Genomic DNA, 22,508 nt, shown 5'->3' with positions numbered 1-22,508 from the left:
GCGCTCATCGGCCTGCCTCTGCCAGGCGCGCGAGCAGTTCGTCCTCGATCCGGTCGTAGTCCTCCTCCGAGAGCTCGCCCGCGACGAGGCGGCGCTCGGCCTCCGCGAGGGCCGCGCGCAGCGCCGCAGGATCGTTGCGCTCCGCCTCCGCGGCGGCGGCGATCTGCCGCGCGATCCAGAGCGCGGCGCCGGTCGGCCCGCGCACGGGCAAGGACAGGAGGCCGGTCAGGAGGCCCATCAGGCGGCCTCCGTGCAGGGCAGGACGAGCCGCGTGAAGGTATAGGGTGGCACGGGGCCGACCATGCGCACGATCGGTTCAAGCCCCGTCGCGAAGCCGCAGGTCCGCGCGGCGGCGTCGATCGCGGCCGGCAGGTCGGTCTCGGCGCCGGTCTCCACGAGCGCGTCGAGGGCGAGTACCTGCACGTCCGAGTCGGGCACCCGGATCACATGGTCGCGCAGGCGTGGTCGCAGCGCGGCGAGGACACGTCGCTGCGCGTCCGTGCGCGCCCGGTCGAGCGCCGCCGCCAGCCGGCTGCCGAAGGCGGCGCGGTCCCGTTCGGTCGTGCGCGGGTCGCCGCGCAGCCGGTCGCGTTCCGCCTGCAACGCGGCGGATGCGTCGACAAGGCATTGCAGGGCCGGCGCTCGCTCGAACTCCACGCGGATGCCGAACTCGACGGCATTCTGCAGGCGGATCATCTCGGCGGCGAGCCGGTCCTGCTGACCTGCGAGCGCCGCGGCCACGGCGGGCAGGTCGTGCGCGACCATCCCGAAGCGCATGGGCAGCACCGTTCCCATGCCGAGTGCCCGTTCGAGGATGCGGGCATGGGCGAGAAGGTTGCGCCGTTTCGGACGGATGTCCGACCCGTCGTGGTCTGCGTGGATCAGCACGCCCTGTGGCAGCCGGCTCAGCCGGACTTCGCCGGTCACGCCCTCGATCCCGTCGAACTGCGCCGGGCCCGGGTCCGCGTCCGGCGACAGGAGGCCGTAGAGATAGGTCATTCCGTGTCCTCCGGCAGCGATGCCGTCAGGTCGAGGATGCCATTGCGGACCGACAGCGCGATGTCATCCAGCGCAAGCCCGGCGGGCTTGTCGAACGTGCCCTCGTAGCGCCGGCCGCGCGACGCCGCGGTGATGACGAGACGTCCGTCCTTTTCCGAGAGCGTCACGTCGCGCTCGGTCATTCCTGGCAGGTCGGCGCTGAGGCTCCAGAGCCCGCGTTCCATGAGCACCGTCGCCGCGATGTCGCGTGCGGCCGGCGCCGACGGCTGACCTTGGGGCATGTCCCCGGCCTCGGCGGCTCGGGCCTGCCGTGCCGGGGAGCGCTGCGCGTGCGCGGCGGTGGTGCGCTCCGCGGCGAGGCCGCCCACCCGGACGCGCAGGCCTGCGCTGGCCCGCACGCCGCCGTCTCCCGACTGGAAAAAGTGTTCGCGGCGGATCTCGCCCTGACCATCGTCGAGCCGGCCCAGCACCTCCGTGAGCGAGCGGCCGAGTTCCCCAAGGAGCCCATTGAGGCGCAGGTCGATCTCCTGACGCACCTCGTCGAAACGGCGCTTCGGATCCTCGGTCATCGCGCGACCTCCGACGCTGCATCGCGGCGCGCGAGTTCCGCCTCGAGACGCCCGATCCGGTCCTCGAGCGCAGCGTTCCTGGTCGCAAGTTCCTCGGCGTTCGTGCACAGCGCGGGATCGCGCTCCCACCAGTTGATCCCGAGCTCGCGAGCCTTGTCGACCGTCGCGATCAACAGGCGCAGCCGGATCGTGAGGAGTTCGATTCCCACCAGCGAGATCGACACGTCGCCGGCGATCACGATTCCCTTGTCGAGGATGCGCTCCAGCACGTCGGCGAGGCTGTCGTGATGGATCGGGCTCTGCATCTGGAAGCTCATGCCGGGATCCCGTCCTCGCGGTGGTAACGCGCGGTCCGTCTGAAGCCCGCGAGGTCGCCCTGGGCGTCGAGGGCGATGTCGTAGGTGCACAGGAGGTCGTTGTCGCCCATGCGCGCCGGCACCTCGATCACGTCGATCACCGCGTGCCAACCTCCGTCCGATTCGGCCTCGAACCGGGTCACGGCATCGATCGGGGCGGTCGTGATCTCCGCCATGGCCGCGCGCCCGCGGGCAAGGGCCTGCGCCAGCGTGAGCGGGCGCGCGCCCGCGGCGCGGAAGGCATCGGTCCTCGGTTGCTCCACCATGCGGTCAGGCCCCGAGGATGCCGAGAAGGCGGGAGCGCTCGCGCGTCTTGACGGCGAGCTCCGCGGCATAGAGGTCGCGGCGCCGTTCCACCTGAGCGATCCCGTCGGCCAGGCGGCCGATGTCGAACTCGAGCCGGACAAGGTGGATCGCCGCATCCTTGCGCGTGCGGGCGGTACGCGCGGTGCCGCGCGCCGGGCGTTTCGGCAGGGCGGAAATCGGGCGGTTCACGGCAGGCGTCTCCTCGTCGTGACGGGATCGGGAAGCCGGAGCGGGTTCACGCGGCCGCCCCGGGACGCAGGGCGGCGGCGACCTCTGCCGCCGTCGCGGCGAGACCGCGACCGACGAGGACATCCGTGGCGACCTGCAGCAGGATGTCCTCGCCACGAAAGCCCGTCCGCTCGGACGCGATGATGCGCGCGATGAGGATGGCGGCGCGCATTGATGCGGCATGCCGGTCGGCGCGATCGCGGCGGAGCGCATCCACCAGAGCGACGATGCGCCGCGTCTCCGCGGGCGGCAGTCCGCTCCGCGCGGCCACGATGCCCGCGACCGTCTCGGACGAGAGGCGGTCGAGGGGGAACGTGACGAGCCGGTCGAGAAGCGCATCCGGGGCGCCGTTCACCGCGACATAATCGTGGGGGTTCGAGGTCAGGATGACGCGGAAGTCGGGATGCGCCTGCAGGTAGGTGCGCGGATTCGCGGGATCGGTGGAGACGAGCACGCCTTCCTCGAGGACGGACAGGAGGATCGCGTTCGCCTCGGGCGCGGCGCGGGTGAACTCGTCGTAGACGAGCGTGTCGCCACGCGTCATGGCGCTGGCGAGGATCGAATCTCGCCAGTGTGCGCGCACGTCGCTCTCGGTGCGCCGCACCGTCTGGACGTACCGGTCCACGAGCGTCGACATGGACTGGCCGACGCTGCGGCCGATGAAATCCTGCGCGTTCAACCAGTCGTTTCCGGCCATGAACGCGACCGGTCGTCCGAGCGACCGCGCGAGACGCAGTGCCAGCGAGGTCTTGCCGAGCCCGGCGGGGCCGCTGAAATGCACGCACACGCCGGCGCGCACGTAGCGCCGCGCCCGGTCGAGCAATGACGCGATCTCGACATTTTCGAAGAAATGGCGGCCGCGGTCGAGGCCGGTCCACGGACCATCTGTGACGAGCGGCGCATCTGCCGTGTTTGATACTGGATCGGTCAAGGGCGTGTCCCGTCAGGTTGCAGGCTGTGTCAGCCTAGGATGATTCTGATTTCCGGCGTCTTAACCGCGTCCCGCAGGATCTCGGGCAAGGATACGGGCGCTAGAACACGAGCTCCGTCGCCAGGCGTTCCAGGTCGACCCGCGGGACGAGCGACTTGCGATCGGGCGAGCGCAGCTTGACGACGCCGTGCGCCGCGAGGAGGTCCGTGTCCTTCTCCGCCCACCAGGTCGACGTCTCGATCCCGTCGACGCTGTCGACCAGGAAGCCGATGCGTCGCGCGGCGGGTCCGACGAGCAGCACGCGGGCGCGGGGCGGATCGACGGCGGGACGTGCGCCGATAAGACGCGCGAGCGAGACCAGCGGCACGATCAGACCGTCGACCGAGAAGAGGCCGAGAAGCGGGCTGCCGTGCGCCTCGACCGGGGTCAGCTTGGTCGGCGGCTCGACGATGTGCACGAGCTGCAGGATCGGTGTGGCCAGCAGCCGTCCGGCGTGGAAGACCACGTGCCGCAGTGCCTCGTGGATCACGGTCCCGCCCGCGACCTGCACCGTGCCGTCCGGCGGCGCGGCGCGGCCTGCGTCCGGAACCGGAGGGTCCGACAGCAGTGCCGCGCGGTGCAGGTCCGTGTCCTGCTCGAGCGCATCGGCGTCGAGCAGGAAGGTCTGTTCGCCGTCAGGGTCGACGAGAGCCTTCGAGAACAGGCGGCCGGTGCCCCCGAAGATGCCCGCGGTTCCGCGCGTCTCGCCGTCGCGCACGAGCCGGATGCGGCAGATTACGTCGACGGCAAAACCGACGAGCCGCTCGCCCGGAAAGCGCATGACGACCACTTCGGGCCGGTCCGGCACCGCGCGCCGTCCGAGGCCGAAGACCTGGCCCGCGGCCATGACCGGCACGCGCCGGTCGTGGTACCGGATCGATCCGAGGCAGGCGCCGCAGGTCAGCGCGTCGCGGGTGATGGCCTGCCGCGGCACGGTTCCGAAGATGCGGATCGCCTCGAGCCCGAACTGCGCCCCGCCGACGGCGAAGATCAGGAAGGCACGCGCGTCCTCGCTGGCGGCCACGCGGCGCGCGCGCAGGACGGCGCCCGAGGCGGGCAGGTCTGGCCTGGCGAAGATGCGCGCGGGGTCGAGGATGCTGACCGTGTCGCGCTCGTGCAGGAAGCCGCCCGTCATGACCCCGGCCCGGTCCGCGTCGTGGTAGAGTGTCTGGATGTCGTCCGCCGCGATCTCAGCGATCCCGTTTATCCGGTCGATGCCGAGAGCCAGGGCGCGCCCGTCACGTTCCAGGATGGCAGCAATGGTCGGCGGTTGCTCCGCGCGGGGCATGCCGCACAGGACGTGGGGGTCGAGCACCGGGATCATCGCGCCGCGCAGGTTGATGAGACCGAACACCTCCGGACGGCCGCAGAGCATCGGAACGATCCCCTGGACGAGACAGACCTCGGACAGGTGTTCGATGCCGATCGCGATCCGGTGCCGACCGATGTCGAGCAGTCCGAAATCGAGCCGCGGCACCGGAAGAGCCGGGCCTGGCAGCTCCGTCGAGGGCTGCGCCGGCGGAACGGTCTCCGAAGCGTCCGGGCCGACCCCGGCCTCACGTGGCGCGGGTGCCGAAGGCGCGCCTGCGTCCGGGGCGGTCTGTGGGAGAAGCGGGGGAGCCGGTTCTGCTGTACCTCTCATGTGGCAGTGTCCCCGATCGCCCGCACGACCGAACTGATCCGGTCGATGGAGACCGTCTGAAGCCCGCAGTTCTCGAAAAGCCCGGAGATGCTGCCCTTGCTGTCGCCGAGCTGTGCCGCGGTCTGGCGGACGATGTCGATCGTCTGCCGGGCGCCACCGGTGGTGCGCCCGAGACTGTCCGAGGCGATCTCGAGTTCCCGCACGATGTCGCGCGCGGCATCGGCGTTCCGCTCCGCCAGCTTGCGGACCTCGTCCGCCACGATGGAGAAGCCCACGCCGTATTCGCCTGCGCGTGCGGCCTCGATCGCGGCATTGAATGCGAGGAGGTTCGTCTGGACAGCAATCTCTCCCACGACCTTCACGATTTCCGAGATCTTCTCCATCGCGCGGCTCGCGCCCGACATGCTCTCGACCCCGGCAGAGAGCAGGGCGCCACCCTCGGACAGGGTCGCGGTGTGGGCTCCGAGGGCGTGGTCCAGCGCCTGCGCGCCGGTCCGGATCCGGTCGTTCGCGACGAGAATGCTCTCGACCTCGGTCCGCACCGCGATCGCGCGCTGTTCGATTTCCCGGCGCAGCGCGACGTGCTCGGTCACGTCGATGGCGAGCATCACCACGCCGGCCACGTGCCCCGCCGTATCCCGGAACGTGTCGTAGTGGGCCAGCAGGTGGATGTCGCGATCGAAGCGGCCGACGTTATGGAAGATTCCGGTCCGGGCCTCCCCGCGTGCGACCTCGAGCCAGAAGCCGCGATAGTCCTGCGTGCGTACATGGTCGGCGGTGCAGAACATGCTGTGGTGCTGGTCGACGATCTCGCGCAGGGAATAGCCGACGATGCGCAGGAAGGCGTCGTTCGCGGTGACGACCTTGCCCTCGATGTCGAACTCGCAGATGGCGTGGGCGCGCCGCGCCGCCGCCCATTTCTCTTCAAGCTCGGTCGTCCGGAGCTTTTCCTGGGTGATGTCGGTGGCGAACTTGATCACGCGGCTTGTCTGCCCCGACAGGTCGAAGACCGGGGTTCCCAGAAGGTCCGGTACTGGTCGGTGTTCACCATCTCGGTGTCGCAGAACATGGCGTGGCGCCTGCCCTTGATCTCCTCGAGGGTGTATCCCATCGTGTCGAGGAAGTTCTGGTTGGCCGTGCGGACGGTGCCGTCCCGGTCGAATTCGACAACGGCCATCGACCGCTCGATGGCGTCGATCCGCGCCTGGGCGTCGATCTGTTGGCGTTTGAGCCGGGTGATGTCCCGCGCGAAGAGAAAGATCTGCTGAAGCGCGTCGTCCACTCCGTTGCGCAACGGGACGTAACTGCTCTGCAACCAGACCTCCTGCCCGTCGTCGGTGATGCGGCGGAACTCGCCCGTGATCGTCTCGCCGCGGGCGAGCCGGTCCCAGAACTGCGTGTACCGGCGCGAGGACGCGAATTCGGCCGGCACGGTGGTGCGATGTTCGCGCCCGACCGCCTGGGCCGGGTCCATGCTCATGAGAGTGAGGTAGTTCTTGTTGGCGTGGACGAGCTTGCCGGACAGATCCCAGTCGACAAGCGCCATGTCCTGCGTCATCGCCTCGTAGCGCAGGGACAGGTGATCGAGGCTTTCCCGGTCGGCATGGATGTCGACGGCGATCTCGGCCACCCGGTCGACCTTGCCGGCGCCGTCGACGATCGGGACGAAACGGCTGCGGGTCCAGTGGCGGCCGCGCTGGGTATCGACATGCGGCACGTCGATCGACGTCGAGATGCCGCGCAACGCGCCTTCCCAGGTCGCCAGGAAGTCCTTCCCGAGCGCGAATTCCTGATCCATGAGGCGGCGGGAATTCTTGCCGATGACCTCCTCCTCCTTGCGGCCGAGAAGGTCGAGCATGCGCGGCGTGACCCGCTGCACGAAGCCTTCGACATCGTATTCAATGATGGGCAGCGCGGCCCAGACCGCCTCGACCTGTGCCCGGTTCCGGGTGGCGCTGACGCTGTCGTCGGTCACGTCCATCAGGCACTGGATCACGCGCGTGACGTGGCCGTCGGCGGTGCGCACGGGCACGTAGGTCGATTGCAGCCAGATCTGGCCGCCTTCGGCGCCCACGTGCAGGTAACGTCCCTCGACGATGCGGCCCTGTCGCAGCTTTTCCCAGAAGGCCACGTAATCCGGCGACTGGCTCATCGACGGAGGCCAGAGCGTGTCATGGCCGCGCCCGGTCATCCCGGTGCCATAGAACTCGAGCGCCATGCAGGCGCGATCGTTCGCATTGGTCACGATGCCGTCGGCATCGTACTCGATGAGACCGATCACGTCGGCGATTGCGTCGAACGGTCCGGAGGCGGCACTTGCCTGCGCGGCCGGTCCGCTCGCCCGGCGACCGGGCGTCGCATGCACGGCGACGCGCGCGGGCTTGCCCTCGTCTGCCAGGCGGGCCGCGACGATCTCGACAGCATGCGCGTCGCCCGACAGGACAGCGGTCAGCGTGCCCTGCCAGCGGATCCTGAGCCCGTCGCGCACCTCGCTCCAGAGCGTTTCCGCGTCCGCGCCATCGACGGCACAGAGGGTTTCGAAGCGATAGTGGCTCAGCCCGTCCTCGCAAAGTTCGAGGAGGAAAAGGGCCGCCTCGTTGGCGCTCGACAGCGCGCCCGTCGCGGCGTCGAAGATGAGGGTCGGTCCGTCGGACAGCAGTGCGGCGCCGAGGGCACGGGCGAGGCTGTCGCCCGGCAGGTCCTTGTCGAAGGCGGATGCAGTCATGCGAATCGTCCTGGAGCTCGAGATCTCGGAAGGTTCTAGCCGGTCCCACCTTAAGCGGCGGTTGATTGTGCCGGGTTTGTTCCGCCTACCAGTCGGCCAGCTTCCCGGTCGCGGTTCGGGGTAGCGCTGTGCCGAAGGAGAAGCGGTCGGGCCGCGCGGGTGCCGGCAGCCGCGTGAGCGCTGCCCGGATCTGCGGCTCGGCCACGTCCTGCCCGACGTCATCGGCCAGAACCACGAAGGCCTTCAGCCGCTCGCCGTCGAGACGTACGGCCACGTCGCGGACGAGGCCCGTCGCGAGCACCGTTTCACGAACGCTGCGCGGGTTCACGTTTGTCCCCGCCACCTGAAGCACCCTGTCCCGACGCCCGGTGACGCGGAACCGCGCGCCGTCCTGCCAGCGCAGGTGATCCTGCAGCGGCACCTCGGTCCCGTCGTGCCGGCGATGCAAGCCGGCCGCGTCCCCTTGCAGGTGCGGAAGGAGGTCGAACGGCGCGTCGGCAGCGCGGCGCAGGCCGATGCCGCCGGTCTCGGTCGCGCCGTAGACGTCGAGGAGCATCTCGAGCCCCAAGGTGCCCGCCGCCTGCCAGGTCGACGGACCGGCGGCGGAGCCCGACGTGACGCCGAGCACTCCAGGGGGAAGCACGCTGCCGAGCATGGCCAGGCGTTCCCAGAGGAACGGCGTGGCGAGGATCAGGTCTCCGGCGCGGGCGTCCCTGACGGCGCGCAGCGGCGCGTCGCCGTGGAGGTCGATCGCCACGCGTCCCTCTGCTGCCGGCAAGAGCAGGCCCCAGAGGAAACCGTAGAGATGCCGGGGGGATACGGCGCAGAGCACGCGGCCCGAGGGGGCGCGTTCGGGAAGTGCCGCCCGGAGGGCCGCGATCTCGGCGTCGAGCGTGACACGGTCGTGGACGACCATGCGCGGTGCGCCCGACGATCCGGAGGTCTCGAACGCGATCTGCGCCGCTGGTCCTACGGTGGCGAAATGGTGCGCCACGAGATCGGCCCAGTCGCCAAGGCGTGGACGTATCAGGAGGTAGTCTTCCACCCCTGTGGCGGCGAGACCGAGCCAGCGCGTCAGCCGCGCCACGAGGTCCAGCCGAGCCAGGCTGTCGAAGCCGAGCCCGTCTTCCCCAATGCCCATCGTCGCGGCATCATCTGTCGCAGCGGCCAGGCGTGCCGCACGGACGGCACTTCGCGCCATCCGCCCGGCGCGCACCGCCCGCTCCTGTTCGTCCGCAACGAAGGCCATGCACAGGCGCATGGCCGCGGCGCGGTCGATCCACGTCTCTGCTACCTGCGACATGGCGGAGGGCACGGTCCGGTCAGACCGGCCCGTTCCCGGCCGCGTCGATCTGGGCAAAGAACTCGCCCACGAGGCCCGCGAAGTGCGTGCGGGCCGCAATCACGCGGGACTTGAGGTCCATGGCGGCCGCAGCGAGTTCCGCCGGGGCGGAGCGTTCGAGGTCGAGATGCGGCGTCCGCACGTCGGCCCCCGCGTCGTAGGTTTCGAGCCGGTCGAAGAGGTCGGGCAGCGAGTCGAACGCCCATGCCTTGACGATGTCGGTCTGCTCCTCGGACTGGAAGAACTGGCGGATCGCCAGCACGAAGGTCTGCTCCCGCGTGCGGTAGACGTTCAGTTCGTACCAGTAGGGCAGTTCCGGCGTGAAGCTCATGGCCATGGCCAGCTCGCTGCCCGAGAAGACGAGCGGGCGTGCTCCGGGCTGCGGCAGGCGGTAGCTCGACATCGCGCCGAGCGCCGGCATGTCGGCGACGCCGCCCGGCTGCGGGGCTCGCTCGGCGGCGGACATCTGGTAGTTCATGTGCGTGATCCTTCCAGTTCAGCGATGATCGGGGAAAGGGGCGGCACCGTCCGATGCGGTCCGCGGAGGAGGTCGAGATCCGCGCTTGCGCGACTGTCGTGGTGGCCCGGCGCGACCGCGAAGCAGTCCCGCGCGCCGTTGCGGTCCAGGAACTGTCGAAACTCCTCGGGCGAGGCGATCTCGGCGGCCCGGAAGACGGGCCGGGCCGCCATTCCCTCGGAAGGGTCGAAGACGATCCGCGCGACGACACCGCCGTGGGCGCAGCGGTAGAGTTCCACCTGCCGCTGGACCGATGCGGACGGAGACCCGTCGACCGGAATGGTCTGCGCGTCGCACCACAGGAGCGTGCCGTCGAAGCGCAGTGGCCGTTCGCCGTCGCGGCGGAGCGTGAGCTGCACCGCGGGTGGCGGCGCGTCGCCGGCGGCATCCCCAGGACAGGACCCGCGCGTGACCGTCGCATGCCCGGCGGGTTCCGCGCCGGTGCCGCTGCTGCCGCGCAGGAGCGCGATCAGGAGGGGCGATATCGTCGCCTCGAAGACCGGTTCCGGCGCGGCTTGCATGGCGGCTGCGCGCCTCCGGTCAGGCGCGCTTCACGAACAGCCAGCAGTGCTGGCCGTCGGGCTGCGACTTGAGGTGGATCCGCACGCCCACGTTCGCGCCCTTGTAGGCGAACTTGTAGTCGAACATGACGTTGATCTGCCCGGTCTGGTGGAACTTCAGGAACTCGCCGTGGAACCGCTTGCCCTTTGCGCAGGGCGCCACGTCGTTGAAGAAGTTCTTGCCGATCACGTCGTCGGGATTGCGGTTCGCGATCATGCTTTCCGCCTTGTTGTACTTGACGATCGTGCCGTTACGATCCAGCAGCACCGCGCCGAAGGGCAGGTATTCCGCACGCTGGGGCTCGCGGCTCAGGATGTTGTCCACGTCCTGGCTGCCGAAGGGGATGATTTCCATCGTCTGATCCTTTGTCTGTGCGTTAGGATTCGTCGGACATGTCGACGCCGTCCTCGTTCTTGAGGAAGGAGTCGTCGAAGGTCAGCGACAAGTCGTGGATGCGGCGGTACGGATGCCCGTCATATTCCGAGGTCAGCTTCTCGCGGCCCTCCGGCGCCGCCCATTTGTAGTCGATCCGCCCCATGGTCACGATGCATTGCGGAATGGTCTCGAAGCGTTCCTTTATCAGGAAGCGCTGGGATTCGACGTCGATGTGCGAGACCTCTTCGACCTCGGCGAGGAAAGCGAGTTCCTCGACCTTGCTTTCGGCCTCGAGCTTGGCCGTTCGCGCCAGGACCTCGCTCGCGGCCTGTATCACCCACTCCGGGTGATCGCCGCGGACGATGAGCCCCATCTCTGGAATCCGGAACTCGAATCGTCCGTCGGTTTGAATGAGTTGCCCAACTTCCTTCATCCGGGAAACACTCCTTTCGGCGGCGTTGGCGTGACGATGACAGCCAATTGCTTGGTGCCAGGCGAATGTCGCCGCGGAGCGTCAAGAAACCTTTACCCGCGTGCCGTCTTGCCCGGTCTTTTGCGCTCAGGGTAAACTTTTCCTTGTGGGTATCTGGTTGGGGGGCACCGTCATGGGGCTGATCGAATTGCGCGTGCGCGAGGACGCGCGCGACATACTCGTCTACACGTTTCGAACCATCGCCGAGGCGTCGGAGATGATCCATTTCCTCGCCGAGTTCTTCCCGGGGGCACAGTACGTCGTCCAGCCCGGACGGCACTGAAGGGCCGCATTAACGGGCGGGAAAGCCGGGGCTGCTATCGCTCCGGACCATGGAGATCGACGAGGACATCGCGCCGATTCGGCGCCGCGTGCCAGACCCCCCCGCCGCCGCCGGGTGGGACATCGTGACCTTGCGCCGGACCGGCGCCCCGCCCATCCGCTTTTCCGGGCGGCGGCTTTTCCGCCATGCGCAACCCGTCAACGCGGGCGAGCCGCTCTTTGTCGAGCTCTGGCGGATGCGTCACGGCGGGTTCGTCGCGGCGCATGCGTTGCCGCTCGCGGAAGGGTGGGGCGCGTGGGCGCTCCGGACCGGGTCGGTGGCGGAGGCGATCGCCGCAGTCGAGGAATGCTGCCTCGAGATCGCGGCTGACGGCCGGAGCCGAGGCGCCGGGGGGGCGGTTCCGGTCGAGCTCGACGCGCTCATAGACGCGCTCTGCCTGCGTCAGCAGGCGCATGAACGTGTCGACGATTTCCTGCTGCTCGCCGGGCGCGCACTTGCGGACTGGGATGCGTGGGACATGGAGCACGACGCGGTCGCGTCGGCCTGAAGGGGACGCGGGATGCAGAACGGACGACGCATGTCTGAAAAGAGCGGCGCGGTGCGGGAGAAGGCACGGCGCCGGCTTGCGGAACTCCGCCAGGACCGGCTCGACCGGCGCCGGGCGCTCGGCAACGTTGAGATGCCGGGCGTGGCCCCGGCACTGGGCCCGGTCACGCCGGCATTCCCGGAGCCCCCGGGCGCTGCGGACGGCGCTCGGGGTTCTGGCCCGCGCCACGATGATGCGGCCGGTGCTTCCGGGCCAATTCTGGAGGCGGCCGTCGCGGGCGCGGATGCGGAGATCGTGCAGGAGATAACGGGAGGGCGTCGTTTGGGCGCGCCCGACGCGAGTGCCGCTATGCCCGAGGGACGTGTGTCGGACGGCGCTGACCTGGGGACCCTGGTTGCGCCCGCAGGTCCTGCGGCGCCGCCGGATGGTGCGGCAGGGGGCGTAGAGGACCGTGCGGCAGAAGCGACACATGGGGACGGCGCCTTCGAGGTTACTCTCGAGGCGCGGTGGGATGACAGCTCGGTGACCGAACGGGACGGGATGCCGGGTGGCGCGGAACAGTCCGGGCCTGCCACTCATGACCGTGAAGAGGGGGGGCCGGGTCCGGTGGCCGCGGCGGCCGCACCGGCGGGCGATGCAGGTGCGGTGGACCCAAGTGAGGCCGACAACCCGCTGACCGAGATGGCCCGCCCGGCCGACGCGGAGGCCGCGGCCGAGGATGTCCCGGGGCCGACCGTTCCGGGTACTTGTGCCGAGGAACGGCAACAGCTTGCCTTCGCGGGAGACGCGGGAGACGCGGGAGACGCGGGAGACGCGGGAGACGCGGGAGACGCGGGAGACGTGTTCCAGGACCCCGTGGAGGCGCTGTCGGAGGATGTCAGTTGCGAGCACGCGGCCGAGGGTGTCGAGCGTGTTTCGGTAGATGTCGGGGGGACGATCCCCGCAGCGCTCGCGGGCGCGCAGACCATGCCGGGGCGGACCGATCCGTCAGTCGTGGGGATGGAGGCCGACCCGGACGCGGCGGCGGCCGGTTCGCCCGACGGCTTGGCCGCCGACGGGGGCGCCTCGCAGCAGCACGGGGCGGCGGCCACGCGCAGCGACCTCTACGATCTGCCGGGGGCGGGGCCGGGGCTCGTCTGGATGTTCGAGCGCTGTGGCATCGGCTCGCTCGAGGCGCTGGCGCGGGCCGACGCGGACCGGCTGACCGAGGATCTCGGGCTCGTCGCGAAGATCCTCGATGTGCGCTACTGGATGGATTTCGCCGCCGACCAGACCGGCCGTTCGGCGCGCTGACGGCGCGCCGGCCGCCCGCGCCGGGCTCAGTCGGACGCGGCGCGGTACCAGCGCACGAGCGTCCGGCGGTCTTCCTCCGGCAGGTCGGTCACGTTGGCGGGCGGCATCGCATGGCTGAGGCCGGCCTGCAGGTAGATGGCCTTCGCGTTCCGCGCCACGTCGCCCTCGGTCTCGAGGAGGACACCCTTCGGCGCCCAGCGGATGCCTTCCCAGACCGGCTCGCGCGCATGGCACATGGAGCAGCGGCCGACGACGATGCCGTGCGTCTCCTCAAACCCTTCGGCCGAGGCGAAGCGGTCCTCGTAGGGCGTGAGGGGCCGTGCCTCGGCCTCCTCATAGGTGTCCCACATGCCGGCGGTCGAAAGCCAGGCGATCACGAGGAACAGCACCACCGTGACCGCCCAGGTCCAGTTGGGCGTGCCCGCACGCGCGTGCACGGTGTTGAAGTAATGCCGGATCGTCACGCCCATGAGGAACACGAGCGACGCGATGAGCCAGGAATATTCCGTCGCGAAGGCCAGCGGGTAGTGGTTCGACAGCATCAGGAAGACGACCGGCAGCGTCAGGTAGTTGTTGTGGGTCGAGCGCAGCTTGGCGATCTTGCCGTATTTCGGATCGGGCGTGCGACCGGCCTTGAGGTCCGCCACCACGATGCGCTGGTTCGGGATGATGATGTGCGCGACGTTCGCGGTCATGATCGTCGCCGTGAACGCCCCGAGGTGCAGGAGCGCGGCGCGTCCGGTGAAGATCTGGTTGTACCCCCACGACATCGCCACGAGCAGCACGAAGAGCAGGAGCATCAGCACCGTGGGGTGCTCGCCGAGCGGCGACGTGCACAACCGGTCGTAGATCACGTAGCCGACCACCAGCGAGGCGGCGGAGATCGCGATGCCCTGCCAGAGCGCGAGGTCCGCCTTGGTCGCATCGACGAGGTAGAGCTCGCCTCCGACCCAGTAGACCACCATCAGCAGTCCCGCGCCCGAGAGCCAGGTCGCGTAGCTTTCCCATTTGAACCAGGTCAGGTGCTCGGGCATCTGAGGCGGCGCGACCAGGAACTTGCGGATCTGGTAGAAGCCGCCGCCATGGACCTGCCATTCCTCGCCATGCGCGCCGGGCGGCAGGTCGGGTGCCTTGCGCAGCCCGAGGTCGAGCGCGATGAAGTAGAAGGACGAGCCGATCCAGGCGATGGCGGTGATCACGTGCAGCCAGCGCAGCGCAAAGGCCGCCCAGTCCCACATGACGGCAAGATCGTACATGGCGTTCTCCCTGTAAGCGTTGCCGACACCCTATCCGGCGACGGATCCTTCTGGTATTGCCGGGGAAAACCAAGCTCATTCAAAAAATTCCGAACAGTGTCCTACCTCGACAACATCCGGACCTTCGTGCGCGTCTACGAATTGGGCAGCATGTCCGCGGCGGGACGCGACCTGCGCATCTCGCCCGCGGTCACCTCGGCGCGCATCTCGCAGCTCGAGGATCACCTGGGCGTGCGGCTCTTCCAGCGCACCACGCGCAACCTGACGCCGACGGAACAGGGGCGGGCCTTCTACGGCGGCGCCTGCGAGGTTCTGGAAAGCCTCGAGACCGCCGAGGCGCGGGTGATGGAGATCACCGAAAACCCGCGCGGCACGCTCTTCGTGGCGGCGCCGCTCGGCGTCGGGCGCCGGCTGGTGGCGCGCGAGGTGCCGGGTTTCCTCGCCGCCTATCCCGAGATCAGCGTGCGGCTGCGGCTCTCGGACCGCAATGTCGACCTGACGGCGGAGGGGATCGACCTCGCTTTCTTCCTTGGCCAGCCCGAGGACAGCGCGCTGCGGATGCGCAAGATCGCGGAGTGCTCGCGGGTGCTCTGCGCGGCGCCCGCCTACATTGCGGCGCGCGGCGCGCCCGAGACCGGCGAGGCGCTGCTGCGGGACGGCCACGAGTGCCTGAACCTGCGCTTTCCCGGCGCGGCGGAGTTCCAGTGGCGCCTGCGCACCCGAGAGGGCATGCGCCGCTTCAACGTCACCGGGCGCCTCGAATCCGACGACGGCGACGTGCTGACGGACTGGGCGCTCGAGGGGCAGGGGATCGTGCTGAAGCCGGTTTTCGAGGTCGCCGAGCACCTGCGCGCGGGGCGCCTTGTCCCAGTGGCGCAGGCGACGCCACCCGAGCCGGTGCAGATGGCGTGCCTCTTCACCCACCGAAAGGGGCAGGATCCCAAGGCGCGGCTCTTCATGGACCACGCCATCGAGCGGATCGCGCGCGAGATCGCCGCGCGCGAGGCGCGGGTTCAGCTGCCGCGGTAGGTGGAATAGCCGAACGGCGACAGCAGGAGCGGCACGTGGTAATGGGCCGCCTCCGACATGCCGAAGCGGATCGGCACCACGTCGAGGAAGCGCGGCGTCTCGGGCGGCGTGCCCGCGGCGTCGAGGTACGCGCCCGCGTGGAACACCAGTTCGTAGACCCCGGGCGCGAATTCCTCCGCCGGCAGGATCTGCGCATCGGTCCGCCCGTCGTCGTTGGTGGTCACGGTCTTCAGGTGGGTGCGCGCCTCGCCGTCGATGCGGAAGAGGTCGATGGTCAGCCCGTCCGCGGGGCAACCGCGCGCGGTGTCGAGCACGTGTGTCGTGAGGTATCCGGCCATGGCTCGCGTCTCCTTTCGCCCGTCGGGTGTGCAGGACGGCCCGCGACGGCGCAAACCCCCGGGGTTCAGAGGGTGTTTCGCTTCTTTTTTGAAAAAAATCCGGATTTGCTCGGATTACAAGAGGCACTCAAAGGAGGGCCCAGCATGCAGAGATACGACAGGGACATGACGGGCTACGGCCCCGAGGCACCCGACGCCGCCTGGCCGGGTGGCGCCAGGATCGCGGTGCAGATCGTCCTGAACTACGAGGAGGGCGGCGAGAACAACATCCTTCACGGGGACGCGGCATCCGAGGCGTTCCTGTCCGAGATCTCGGGCGCCGCAGCCTGGCCGGGACAGCGCCACTGGAACATGGAATCGATCTACGAATACGGCGCCCGGGCCGGATTCTGGCGGCTGCACCGCATGCTGGGGCACCTGCCGATCACCGTCTACGGGGTCGCGACGGCGCTTGCCCGCGCGCCCGAACAGGTCGCCGCGATGAAGGCCGCGGGGTGGGAGATCGCCTCGCACGGGCTCAAGTGGATCGAGTACAAGGATTACACCGAGGCGGACGAGCGCGCGCACATGGACGCGGCGATCCGCCTGCACACCGAGGTCGTGGGCAGCCGCCCGCGCGGCTGGTACACCGGGCGCTGTTCCGCCAACACGGTCCGCATCGCGGCCGAGGAGGGGGGGTTCGCCTATGTCGCGGACAGCTACGCCGACGATCTTCCCTACTGGGCGCATGTCTCGGGCCGCGACCAGCTGATCGTGCCCTACACGCTCGACGCCAACGACATGCGCTTCGCGGTGCCCGCGGGTTTCACCAACGGGCAGGCCTTCGAGGACTACCTCAAGGACAGCTTCGACACGCTCTACGCCGAAGGGGCGGCGGGGCGGCCGGCGATGCTGTCAATCGGCCTGCATTGCCGCCTTGTGGGACGGCCCGGGCGGGCAGCCGCGCTGAAGCGGGCGATCGATCACATGGCGGCGCACGAGGGCGTGTGGTTCGCGACGCGGCTCGAGATCGCCGAGCACTGGGCGGCGACCCATCCGCCGCGGCGGCCCGCGAAGGTGCCGCAGCCCGTGGGAGAGATGACGCGCGAGGCCTTCGTGGCGGCCTTCGGCGGCATCTACGAACACTCCCCCTGGATCGCCGAGGGCGCGTGGGAGCTCGAGCTCGGGCCGACGCACGATTGCGCGCGGGGCGTGCATTCCGCGCTGACGCGGGTCTTCCGCGCGGCGCCCGCCGATCAGCGGCTGGGCGTGCTGACGGCACACCCGGACCTCGCCGGAAAGCTCGCGGCAGCCCGGCGACTGACGGCCGAATCGACGGCCGAGCAGGCCTCGGCGGGGCTCGACGCGCTGACCGACGACGAGCGGGCAGAGTTCACCCGCCTCAACGACGCCTACACCGCCAAGCACGGCTTTCCCTTCATCATCGCGGTGCGCGATCACGACAAGGCGTCGATCCTGTCGGCATTCCGCGCGCGCATCGACAACGATCGGCAGGCGGAGCTCGAGACCGCCTGCGCGCAGGTCGAACGCATCGCGGAGCTCCGGCTCCTCGAGATGTTCGGCGCATGAGCGCGACCATCGCGACTGAGCCGCTCACGGACGAGGCCTTCGCCCCCTTCGGCGAGGTCCTCGAGGCCGCGGGCCCCCCCGACAAGCTGATCAACCAGGGGCTTTGCGGGCGCTTCCACGACCGCGCCCGCCTCGATTTCGGCGCCGAGGGCCGCGCCGGGATCAGCATCTTCCGCGCCGAGCTGCGGAGCCTGCCCTACAGGCTCGACATGATGGAGCGGCATCCCGAGGGAAGCCAGGCCTTCGTGCCGATGTGCGCGCATGGCTTCCTCGTGATCGTCGCGCCGGACGCGGATGACCGGCCCGGCGCGCCGCGCGCCTTCCTCACCGCGCCGGGGCAGGGGATCAACCTGCACCGCAACGTCTGGCACGGCGTGCTGACGCCGCTCGCGGGCAGCGGGCTCTTCGCGGTGGTCGACCGCATCGGCCCGGGCGCGAACCTGCAGGAGCACTGGTTCGACGCGCCCTACACGATCGCCTGAACGGCGAGCCGATCTGAACAAGACCGGGAAAAGCCCGGCAGACGCAACCTTCCGACAGAGAGACCAGTGACATGGCAGACACTTCCCTCGGCACTCCGGACCAGCTCCGCGACCCGGACTACACGCCGCCGCTCGCCAAGGCGGTGCCGCTCGGCATCCAGCACGTGCTGGCGATGTTCGTCTCGAACGTGACGCCCGCGATCATCGTCTGCGGCGCGGCGGGCTTCGGCTTCGGCTCGAACTCGCCGGACTTCCCGGAAATGATCTACATGATCCAGATGTCGATGTTCTTCGCCGGCGTCGCGACCCTGTTCCAGACCATCGGCATCGGCCCGGTGGGCGCGCGCCTGCCCATCGTGCAGGGCACGTCCTTCGCCTTCATCCCGATCATGATCCCGCTCGTCGCCGGCAAGGGGGTCGAGGCGATGTCGGTGCTGATGGGCGGCGTTCTCGTCGGCGGCCTCTTCCATGCCTGCCTCGCGCTCTTCATCGGGCGCATCCGCTTCGCGCTGCCGCCGCTCGTCACCGGGCTCGTGGTCACGATGATCGGCCTCGCGCTCGTGCAGGTCGGCATCCAGTACGCCGCGGGCGGCGTGCCCGCGATCGGGACCGAGGACTACGGCTCGCTGCGGAACTGGTTCGTGGCCGGCGTAGTGATCGTCGTGACACTGGCGCTCAAGTTCTTCACGCGCGGCATGCTCTCGGTCTCGGCGGTCCTGCTCGGGCTTCTGGCCGGCTACGCCGTCGCGTTCCTCCTCGGCATGGTGAGCTTCGCGAATGTGGGGCAGGCGGCCACAGTGGCGCTGCCCGACCCGTTCCATTACGGCCTCTCGTTCTCCTTCGCGGCGATCCTCGGCTTCTGCCTCATGGCCTTCGTCTCGGCGGTCGAGACCGTGGGCGACGTCTCCGGCGTGACCAAGGGCGGCGCGGGCCGCGAGGCGACCGACCGCGAGATCACCGGCGCGACCTACGCGGACGGCTTCGGCACCGCGATCTCGGGCGTCTTCGGCGCGCTGCCCAACACGTCCTTCTCGCAGAACGTGGGCCTCATCGCCATGACCGGCGTCATGAGCCGGCACGTGGTCACCATCGGCGCGGTCTTCCTCATCCTCTGCGGCCTCATGCCGAAGGTGGGCGCGCTCATCTCGACCGTGCCGATCGAGGTGCTGGGCGGCGGCGTGATCGTGATGTTCGGCATGGTGGTCGCGGCCGGCATCTCGATGCTGTCCGACGTGGAGTGGAACCGGCGCAACATGGTGATCTTCGCCATCGCGCTGTCGCTCGGGCTCGGGCTGCAGCTCGAACCCGGGGCGCTCCAGCACGTGCCCGAGACCGCGCAGGTGCTGCTGACCTCGGGCATCCTGCCGGCGGCGGTCATCGCCATCGTGCTGAACCTCGCCCTGCCCGAAGAGCTCGCCGCCGAGGCGACCGAGGAGGTGTCGGGCGGGCTCTCGGGGCACGGCGCGGGGCTGAAGCGGCGCGACACCGCCTGATCCCCGCCAGAGACCTCGGGACGGGGCGTCCGCGCGCGACCGCGTGCGGGCGCCCCTTCCGTTCCGGGTCGATGCAGCGCAGGATCGGCCGCGCGACGCGCCAGAGCCGGAGGGGGACATGACCGACGCGACCGACCCGATGCCCGAGCATCCCGGTGCCCCTGCGGAGGCGCCGCGCCTCATGGACCGGCCCGACTGGCTCTATCTCCTGCGCGAGTTCGAGGCGCTCTACCGCCACGGCTCGGCCGGCGGCAGCAAGGTCATCCGCGCCCATCGCCGGCAGGTGCGCGACCGGCTCTCGGCGGTCCTCGCGCGCAACCCCGAGCTGGCGGTGCGGGCCGCCGAGGCCAAGCCCGTGACCGCGCACTTGGCCCGCGCCCTCGACGTGGGCGAGCGCGGCGCGATGCAGGGCATGGCGCGGGCGCTGCGCGAGGTGCGCACGCTGCTCACATGGGAATACGGCTACGAGCGGGTGCCGCCGGCGCTGGCGCGCAAATACGCGTTCTGCGAGGTGCTGGGGCCGCGCGGACCGGTGCAGTCGGACCGCCTGATCCTCGGCTTCGTGCTGTTCGCGCCCGCGACGACCTATCCCCAGCACAGCCACAAGAAGATCGAGGAAAGCTACATCTCGGTCGCCGGCGCCTGGTCCGAGAACAACGCCGCGGTCTACGCGCCGGGCTCGCTGATCCTGAACCGTCCGGGCGACGAGCACCGCATCACCACGGGCGACCTCGAGCCGTGCCTCCTGGCCTATGCCTGGACGGGAGAGCCCGACGCGCTGGGCGCGCCGGGCATGAAGCTGTCGAGCACGCGCGCGCCGCGCGCGGGCTGAGGGTCCGGGATCAGAAGTCGACCTCGACGGCGACGCCCGCCTCGACGGCCAGCTCCACCACCCGCGCGGCGACGGCGAGGTCCTGCAGGCCCACGCCGGTGCCGTCGAAGAGCGTGATCTCCTCGTCCGAGCGCCGCCCGGGATGGGTCCCGTTGATCACCGCGCCGATGGGTGTCACGTCGCCCTCGGCGATCAGGCCCTGCGCCACCGCGTGCTGCGCCTCGCCGATCGCGACCGATTGCGCCACCTCGTCGGTGAAGACCGTGGCGCGCGCCAGAAGCGCGGCCTCGACCTCCTGCTTGCCCTTGGTGTCCGTGCCCATGCAGGCAAGGTGCGTGCCGGGCGCCACGTGCGCGGCCATGAGCGAGGGTGCGAATGACGAGGTGATGGTCACGATCACGTCCGCCTCGGTCAGCCCGGGCAGGTCAACCGCCTCGAAGGGCAGGCCCGCCTCGTCGGCGACCTTCTCGAGGTTCGGCAGCATCTCGGGATGCAGGTTCCAGCCGATGACCTTCTCGAACGGCCGCTGCGCGAGCGCCGCGCGCAGCTGGAACGTCGCCTGGTGGCCGGCGCCCACCATGCCGATCACCCGCGCGTCCGCGCGCGCCAGGTGGTTGATCGACACCGACGAGGCCGCCGCGGTGCGCAGCGCCGTCAGGAGGTTGCCGCCCACCATGGCATGCGCCCGGCCGGTGTCCGGGTCGAACAGGAACACCGTCGACTGGTGGTTGATGATGCCGCGGCGCTCGAGGTTGTTGGGCCAGTAGCCGCCGGCCTTGAGGCCCAGCACCTTGCCGGCGCGGTCGAACCCGCCCTTGAAGCCGTAGAGCGCGTCCTCGTGGCCGATCGCCTCGCGCACCACGGGAAAGTTGTAGGCATCCTCCGCCGCCATGGCGGCAAAGACCGTCTCGACCGCGTCGTAGGCGGCCTCGCGCGTCATCAGCGCGGCGATTTCACGTTCCGGAACGATGATCATGTGCTGTCCTGTCTTCCTCGCGCAGGGCGTCATGCACGGCGCGCCCCGGACCCCCCCGTGGCCCGAAGCGCGCGCCCCTGCTTCTTCTTGGCGGAAATATCCCCGCCGGAGGCATCCGGCGCCGACACGCGTGCCGCCGCCGGGCCGGTGCGGACCGGCGCCGGTCAGTAGGCCTTGCCGCGCGCCGAGACCGGCCAGAGCGTCTCGACCCGGCCGCCGCGCACGCCCACGTACCAGTCGTGCACGTTGCAGGTCGGATCGCAATGACCAGGCACCAGGCGCAGCTTCTCGTTGATCTTCAGCACGCCTTCGGGGTCGGCGACCACGCCGTGCTCGTCCGAGCACTTGACGTATTCCACGTCCGTGCGGCCGAAGATGACCGGCAGGCCGCTGTCCACCGACTGCGCCTTGAGCCCGGCATCGACGATGGCCTTCTCGGCCTTGGCGTGGCTCATGACCGACGTCAGGATGAACAGCGCGTTCTCCCACTCGCCGCGGTCGATGCGGTTGCCGTCCTTGTCGAGGATGCGGCCGTAATCCGCGTCCATGAAGGCGTAGGACCCGCACTGCAGCTCGTTGTAGACCCCCGAGGTCGACTCGAAGTAGTAGCTGCCGGTGCCGCCGCCGCCGACGATGTCGCAGTCGAGCCCCTCGGCCTTCAGCGCGTCGACCGCGTCCTTCACCATGGCCACGGCCACGTCGATCTTGGCCTTGCGGTCCTCGTAGTGGTCCATGTGCTGCATCGCGCCCTGGTAGGCCTGCAGGCCCGCGAACTTCAGCCCCGGCGCCGCGTCGATCGCCTTGGCGATCGCGACCACGTCCGGGGTCGTCGTCACGCCGCAGCGGCCCGCGCCGCAATCGATCTCGACCAGGCACTCGATCTCGGTTCCGTGCTTCTGCGCGCCGGCCGACAGGTCGGCCACGTTGGCCACGTCGTCGACGCAGCAGATGGTGCGCGCGCCGAGTTTCGGCATCCGCGCCAGCCGGTCGATCTTGGCGGGCTCGCGCACCTGGTTCGACACCAGCACGTCCTTGATGCCGCCGCGGGCAAAGACCTCGGCCTCGCTGACCTTCTGGCAGCAGACGCCGCAGGCGCCGCCGAGCTCGATCTGCAGCTTCGCCACGTCCACCGACTTGTGCATCTTGCCGTGCACGCGGTGGCGCATGCCGTGCGCCTTGGCGTAATCGCCCATCTTGCGGATGTTCCGCTCGAGCGCGTCGAGGTCGAGGATCAGGCAGGGCGTCTGGATCTCGTCCTCCGGCATCCCGATGGCGGCGGGCACGTCATATCCGACTTCGAGCTCGTCGAGTTTGACCGGTGCATTCATGGTCTCTCTCCTTCTTTCTG

The 22,508-nt window shown here is 69.7% G+C and carries 27 protein-coding genes; 8 read left to right on the top strand and 19 right to left on the bottom strand.

All coding sequences use genetic code 11. From position 1 onward, the window contains the following. Positions 1-4 precede the first annotated feature (4 nt). The 15 genes from RISW2_RS08370 to RISW2_RS08300 all read right to left on the bottom strand — a co-directional run bounded on the left by RISW2_RS08370 (position 5) and on the right by RISW2_RS08300 (position 10,963). A complete protein-coding gene (locus RISW2_RS08370; protein WP_043769063.1) occupies positions 5-238 on the bottom strand; it encodes a gas vesicle protein GvpG in 234 nt (77 codons plus the stop codon). Next, positions 238-999 carry a GvpL/GvpF family gas vesicle protein gene (locus RISW2_RS08365; protein ID WP_043769061.1) on the bottom strand — a complete coding sequence of 254 codons (762 nt, stop codon included), beginning with the start codon at positions 997-999 and terminating at the stop codon, positions 238-240. Before RISW2_RS08365 ends, RISW2_RS08370 begins: the two co-directional genes overlap by 1 nt. Then, positions 996-1,568, bottom strand: a complete 573-nt coding sequence (locus RISW2_RS08360; RefSeq protein ID WP_043769059.1) for an Hsp20/alpha crystallin family protein — start codon at positions 1,566-1,568, stop codon at positions 996-998. The genes RISW2_RS08365 and RISW2_RS08360 overlap by 4 nt, the downstream gene beginning before the upstream one ends. Further along, entirely contained in the window at positions 1,565-1,885 is a 321-nt protein-coding gene (locus tag RISW2_RS08355; protein ID WP_043769057.1) for a gas vesicle protein, read from the bottom strand. The genes RISW2_RS08360 and RISW2_RS08355 overlap by 4 nt, the downstream gene beginning before the upstream one ends. Beyond that, a complete protein-coding gene (gvpO, locus tag RISW2_RS08350) occupies positions 1,882-2,190 on the bottom strand; it encodes a gas vesicle protein GvpO (protein WP_043769055.1) in 309 nt (102 codons plus the stop codon). The genes RISW2_RS08355 and gvpO overlap by 4 nt, the downstream gene beginning before the upstream one ends. Before the next feature lie 4 nt (positions 2,191-2,194). Next, positions 2,195-2,419 carry a hypothetical protein gene (locus tag RISW2_RS25020; RefSeq protein ID WP_043769053.1) on the bottom strand — a complete coding sequence of 75 codons (225 nt, stop codon included), beginning with the start codon at positions 2,417-2,419 and terminating at the stop codon, positions 2,195-2,197. 46 nt (positions 2,420-2,465) lie between these two features. Continuing rightward, positions 2,466-3,389: an AAA family ATPase gene (locus RISW2_RS08340; protein WP_043769051.1), complete on the bottom strand. Its 924-nt coding sequence runs from the start codon at positions 3,387-3,389 to the stop codon at positions 2,466-2,468. Between the two features lie 100 nt (positions 3,390-3,489). Then, on the bottom strand, positions 3,490-4,905 hold the full coding sequence (locus RISW2_RS08335) for a chemotaxis protein CheW (RefSeq protein ID WP_043769049.1): 1,416 nt from the start codon (positions 4,903-4,905) through the stop codon (positions 3,490-3,492). Positions 4,906-5,066: 161 nt separating this feature from the next. Beyond that, positions 5,067-6,050 carry a methyl-accepting chemotaxis protein gene (locus RISW2_RS25805; protein ID WP_051491872.1) on the bottom strand — a complete coding sequence of 328 codons (984 nt, stop codon included), beginning with the start codon at positions 6,048-6,050 and terminating at the stop codon, positions 5,067-5,069. Continuing rightward, complete coding sequence (locus RISW2_RS08325) at positions 6,047-7,795, bottom strand: PAS domain-containing protein (protein WP_043769046.1); 1,749 nt, start codon at positions 7,793-7,795, stop codon at positions 6,047-6,049. Before RISW2_RS08325 ends, RISW2_RS25805 begins: the two co-directional genes overlap by 4 nt. A gap of 85 nt (positions 7,796-7,880) precedes the next feature. Continuing rightward, positions 7,881-9,098: a 4-coumarate--CoA ligase gene (gene pcl, locus RISW2_RS08320; protein WP_043769043.1), complete on the bottom strand. Its 1,218-nt coding sequence runs from the start codon at positions 9,096-9,098 to the stop codon at positions 7,881-7,883. A gap of 19 nt (positions 9,099-9,117) precedes the next feature. Continuing rightward, positions 9,118-9,615, bottom strand: a complete 498-nt coding sequence (locus tag RISW2_RS08315; protein WP_043769041.1) for a hypothetical protein — start codon at positions 9,613-9,615, stop codon at positions 9,118-9,120. Then, positions 9,612-10,175 carry a hypothetical protein gene (locus RISW2_RS08310; protein ID WP_043769039.1) on the bottom strand — a complete coding sequence of 188 codons (564 nt, stop codon included), beginning with the start codon at positions 10,173-10,175 and terminating at the stop codon, positions 9,612-9,614. The genes RISW2_RS08315 and RISW2_RS08310 overlap by 4 nt, the downstream gene beginning before the upstream one ends. A 19-nt stretch (positions 10,176-10,194) precedes the next feature. Further along, positions 10,195-10,569, bottom strand: a complete 375-nt coding sequence (gene pyp / locus RISW2_RS08305) for a photoactive yellow protein (protein ID WP_043769037.1) — start codon at positions 10,567-10,569, stop codon at positions 10,195-10,197. 22 nt (positions 10,570-10,591) lie between these two features. Continuing rightward, entirely contained in the window at positions 10,592-10,963 is a 372-nt protein-coding gene (locus RISW2_RS08300) for a hypothetical protein (protein WP_244437529.1), read from the bottom strand. A 232-nt stretch (positions 10,964-11,195) separates the two neighbouring features. Here RISW2_RS08300 and RISW2_RS24525 point away from each other — a divergent pair, with 232 nt between their 5' ends. The 3 genes from RISW2_RS24525 to RISW2_RS25630 are packed head-to-tail and all read left to right on the top strand — an operon-like array spanning position 11,196 to position 13,185. After that, positions 11,196-11,345, top strand: a complete 150-nt coding sequence (locus tag RISW2_RS24525) for a hypothetical protein (protein WP_156943801.1) — start codon at positions 11,196-11,198, stop codon at positions 11,343-11,345. A gap of 49 nt (positions 11,346-11,394) precedes the next feature. Further along, entirely contained in the window at positions 11,395-11,892 is a 498-nt protein-coding gene (locus RISW2_RS08295; RefSeq protein ID WP_043769032.1) for a hypothetical protein, read from the top strand. A gap of 30 nt (positions 11,893-11,922) precedes the next feature. Further along, on the top strand, positions 11,923-13,185 hold the full coding sequence (locus RISW2_RS25630) for a hypothetical protein (RefSeq protein WP_051491871.1): 1,263 nt from the start codon (positions 11,923-11,925) through the stop codon (positions 13,183-13,185). 26 nt (positions 13,186-13,211) lie between these two features. Here RISW2_RS25630 and RISW2_RS08285 read toward each other — a convergent pair whose 3' ends face one another. Further along, positions 13,212-14,441, bottom strand: a complete 1,230-nt coding sequence (locus RISW2_RS08285; RefSeq protein ID WP_043769030.1) for a urate hydroxylase PuuD — start codon at positions 14,439-14,441, stop codon at positions 13,212-13,214. 96 nt (positions 14,442-14,537) lie between these two features. Between RISW2_RS08285 and RISW2_RS08280 the strand changes: the two genes are divergently transcribed. After that, positions 14,538-15,470, top strand: coding sequence for a LysR family transcriptional regulator (locus RISW2_RS08280; protein ID WP_043769028.1), 933 nt, complete (start codon positions 14,538-14,540; stop codon positions 15,468-15,470). Here RISW2_RS08280 and uraH read toward each other — a convergent pair. Then, positions 15,455-15,808 (bottom strand): hydroxyisourate hydrolase, encoded by a 354-nt coding sequence (gene uraH, locus RISW2_RS08275; RefSeq protein WP_043769026.1) that lies wholly within the window; start codon positions 15,806-15,808, stop codon positions 15,455-15,457. The genes RISW2_RS08280 and uraH overlap by 16 nt on opposite strands. A 144-nt stretch (positions 15,809-15,952) precedes the next feature. Between uraH and puuE the strand changes: the two genes are divergently transcribed. The 4 genes from puuE to RISW2_RS08255 all read left to right on the top strand — a co-directional run bounded on the left by puuE (position 15,953) and on the right by RISW2_RS08255 (position 20,184). Next, positions 15,953-17,377, top strand: coding sequence for an allantoinase PuuE (gene puuE, locus RISW2_RS08270; protein WP_043769023.1), 1,425 nt, complete (start codon positions 15,953-15,955; stop codon positions 17,375-17,377). After that, complete coding sequence (locus tag RISW2_RS08265) at positions 17,374-17,859, top strand: ureidoglycolate lyase (RefSeq protein ID WP_043769021.1); 486 nt, start codon at positions 17,374-17,376, stop codon at positions 17,857-17,859. Before puuE ends, RISW2_RS08265 begins: the two co-directional genes overlap by 4 nt. A gap of 71 nt (positions 17,860-17,930) precedes the next feature. Next, positions 17,931-19,352 (top strand): uracil-xanthine permease family protein, encoded by a 1,422-nt coding sequence (locus RISW2_RS08260; protein ID WP_043769018.1) that lies wholly within the window; start codon positions 17,931-17,933, stop codon positions 19,350-19,352. Between the two features lie 118 nt (positions 19,353-19,470). Then, positions 19,471-20,184 (top strand): dimethylsulfonioproprionate lyase family protein, encoded by a 714-nt coding sequence (locus RISW2_RS08255; protein ID WP_043769015.1) that lies wholly within the window; start codon positions 19,471-19,473, stop codon positions 20,182-20,184. Between the two features lie 10 nt (positions 20,185-20,194). Here RISW2_RS08255 and bhcD read toward each other — a convergent pair whose 3' ends face one another. Together bhcD and bhcC are read right to left on the bottom strand one after the other, a co-directional pair. Further along, the gene (gene bhcD, locus RISW2_RS08250; RefSeq protein WP_043769013.1) at positions 20,195-21,160 is read right to left on the bottom strand and encodes an iminosuccinate reductase BhcD; all 966 of its coding nucleotides are present in this window, start codon (positions 21,158-21,160) and stop codon (positions 20,195-20,197) included. Between the two features lie 164 nt (positions 21,161-21,324). Further along, on the bottom strand, positions 21,325-22,488 hold the full coding sequence (gene bhcC / locus RISW2_RS08245; RefSeq protein WP_043769011.1) for a 3-hydroxy-D-aspartate aldolase BhcC: 1,164 nt from the start codon (positions 22,486-22,488) through the stop codon (positions 21,325-21,327). Positions 22,489-22,508: the final 20 nt, after the last annotated feature.

It is taken from the genome of Roseivivax isoporae LMG 25204 (genome assembly GCF_000521865.1).
In the GTDB taxonomy this organism is placed as follows: domain Bacteria; phylum Pseudomonadota; class Alphaproteobacteria; order Rhodobacterales; family Rhodobacteraceae; genus Roseivivax; species Roseivivax isoporae.
Note: the sequence above shows the minus strand (reverse complement) of the source record. Positions and strands in the feature narration are given on the sequence as shown.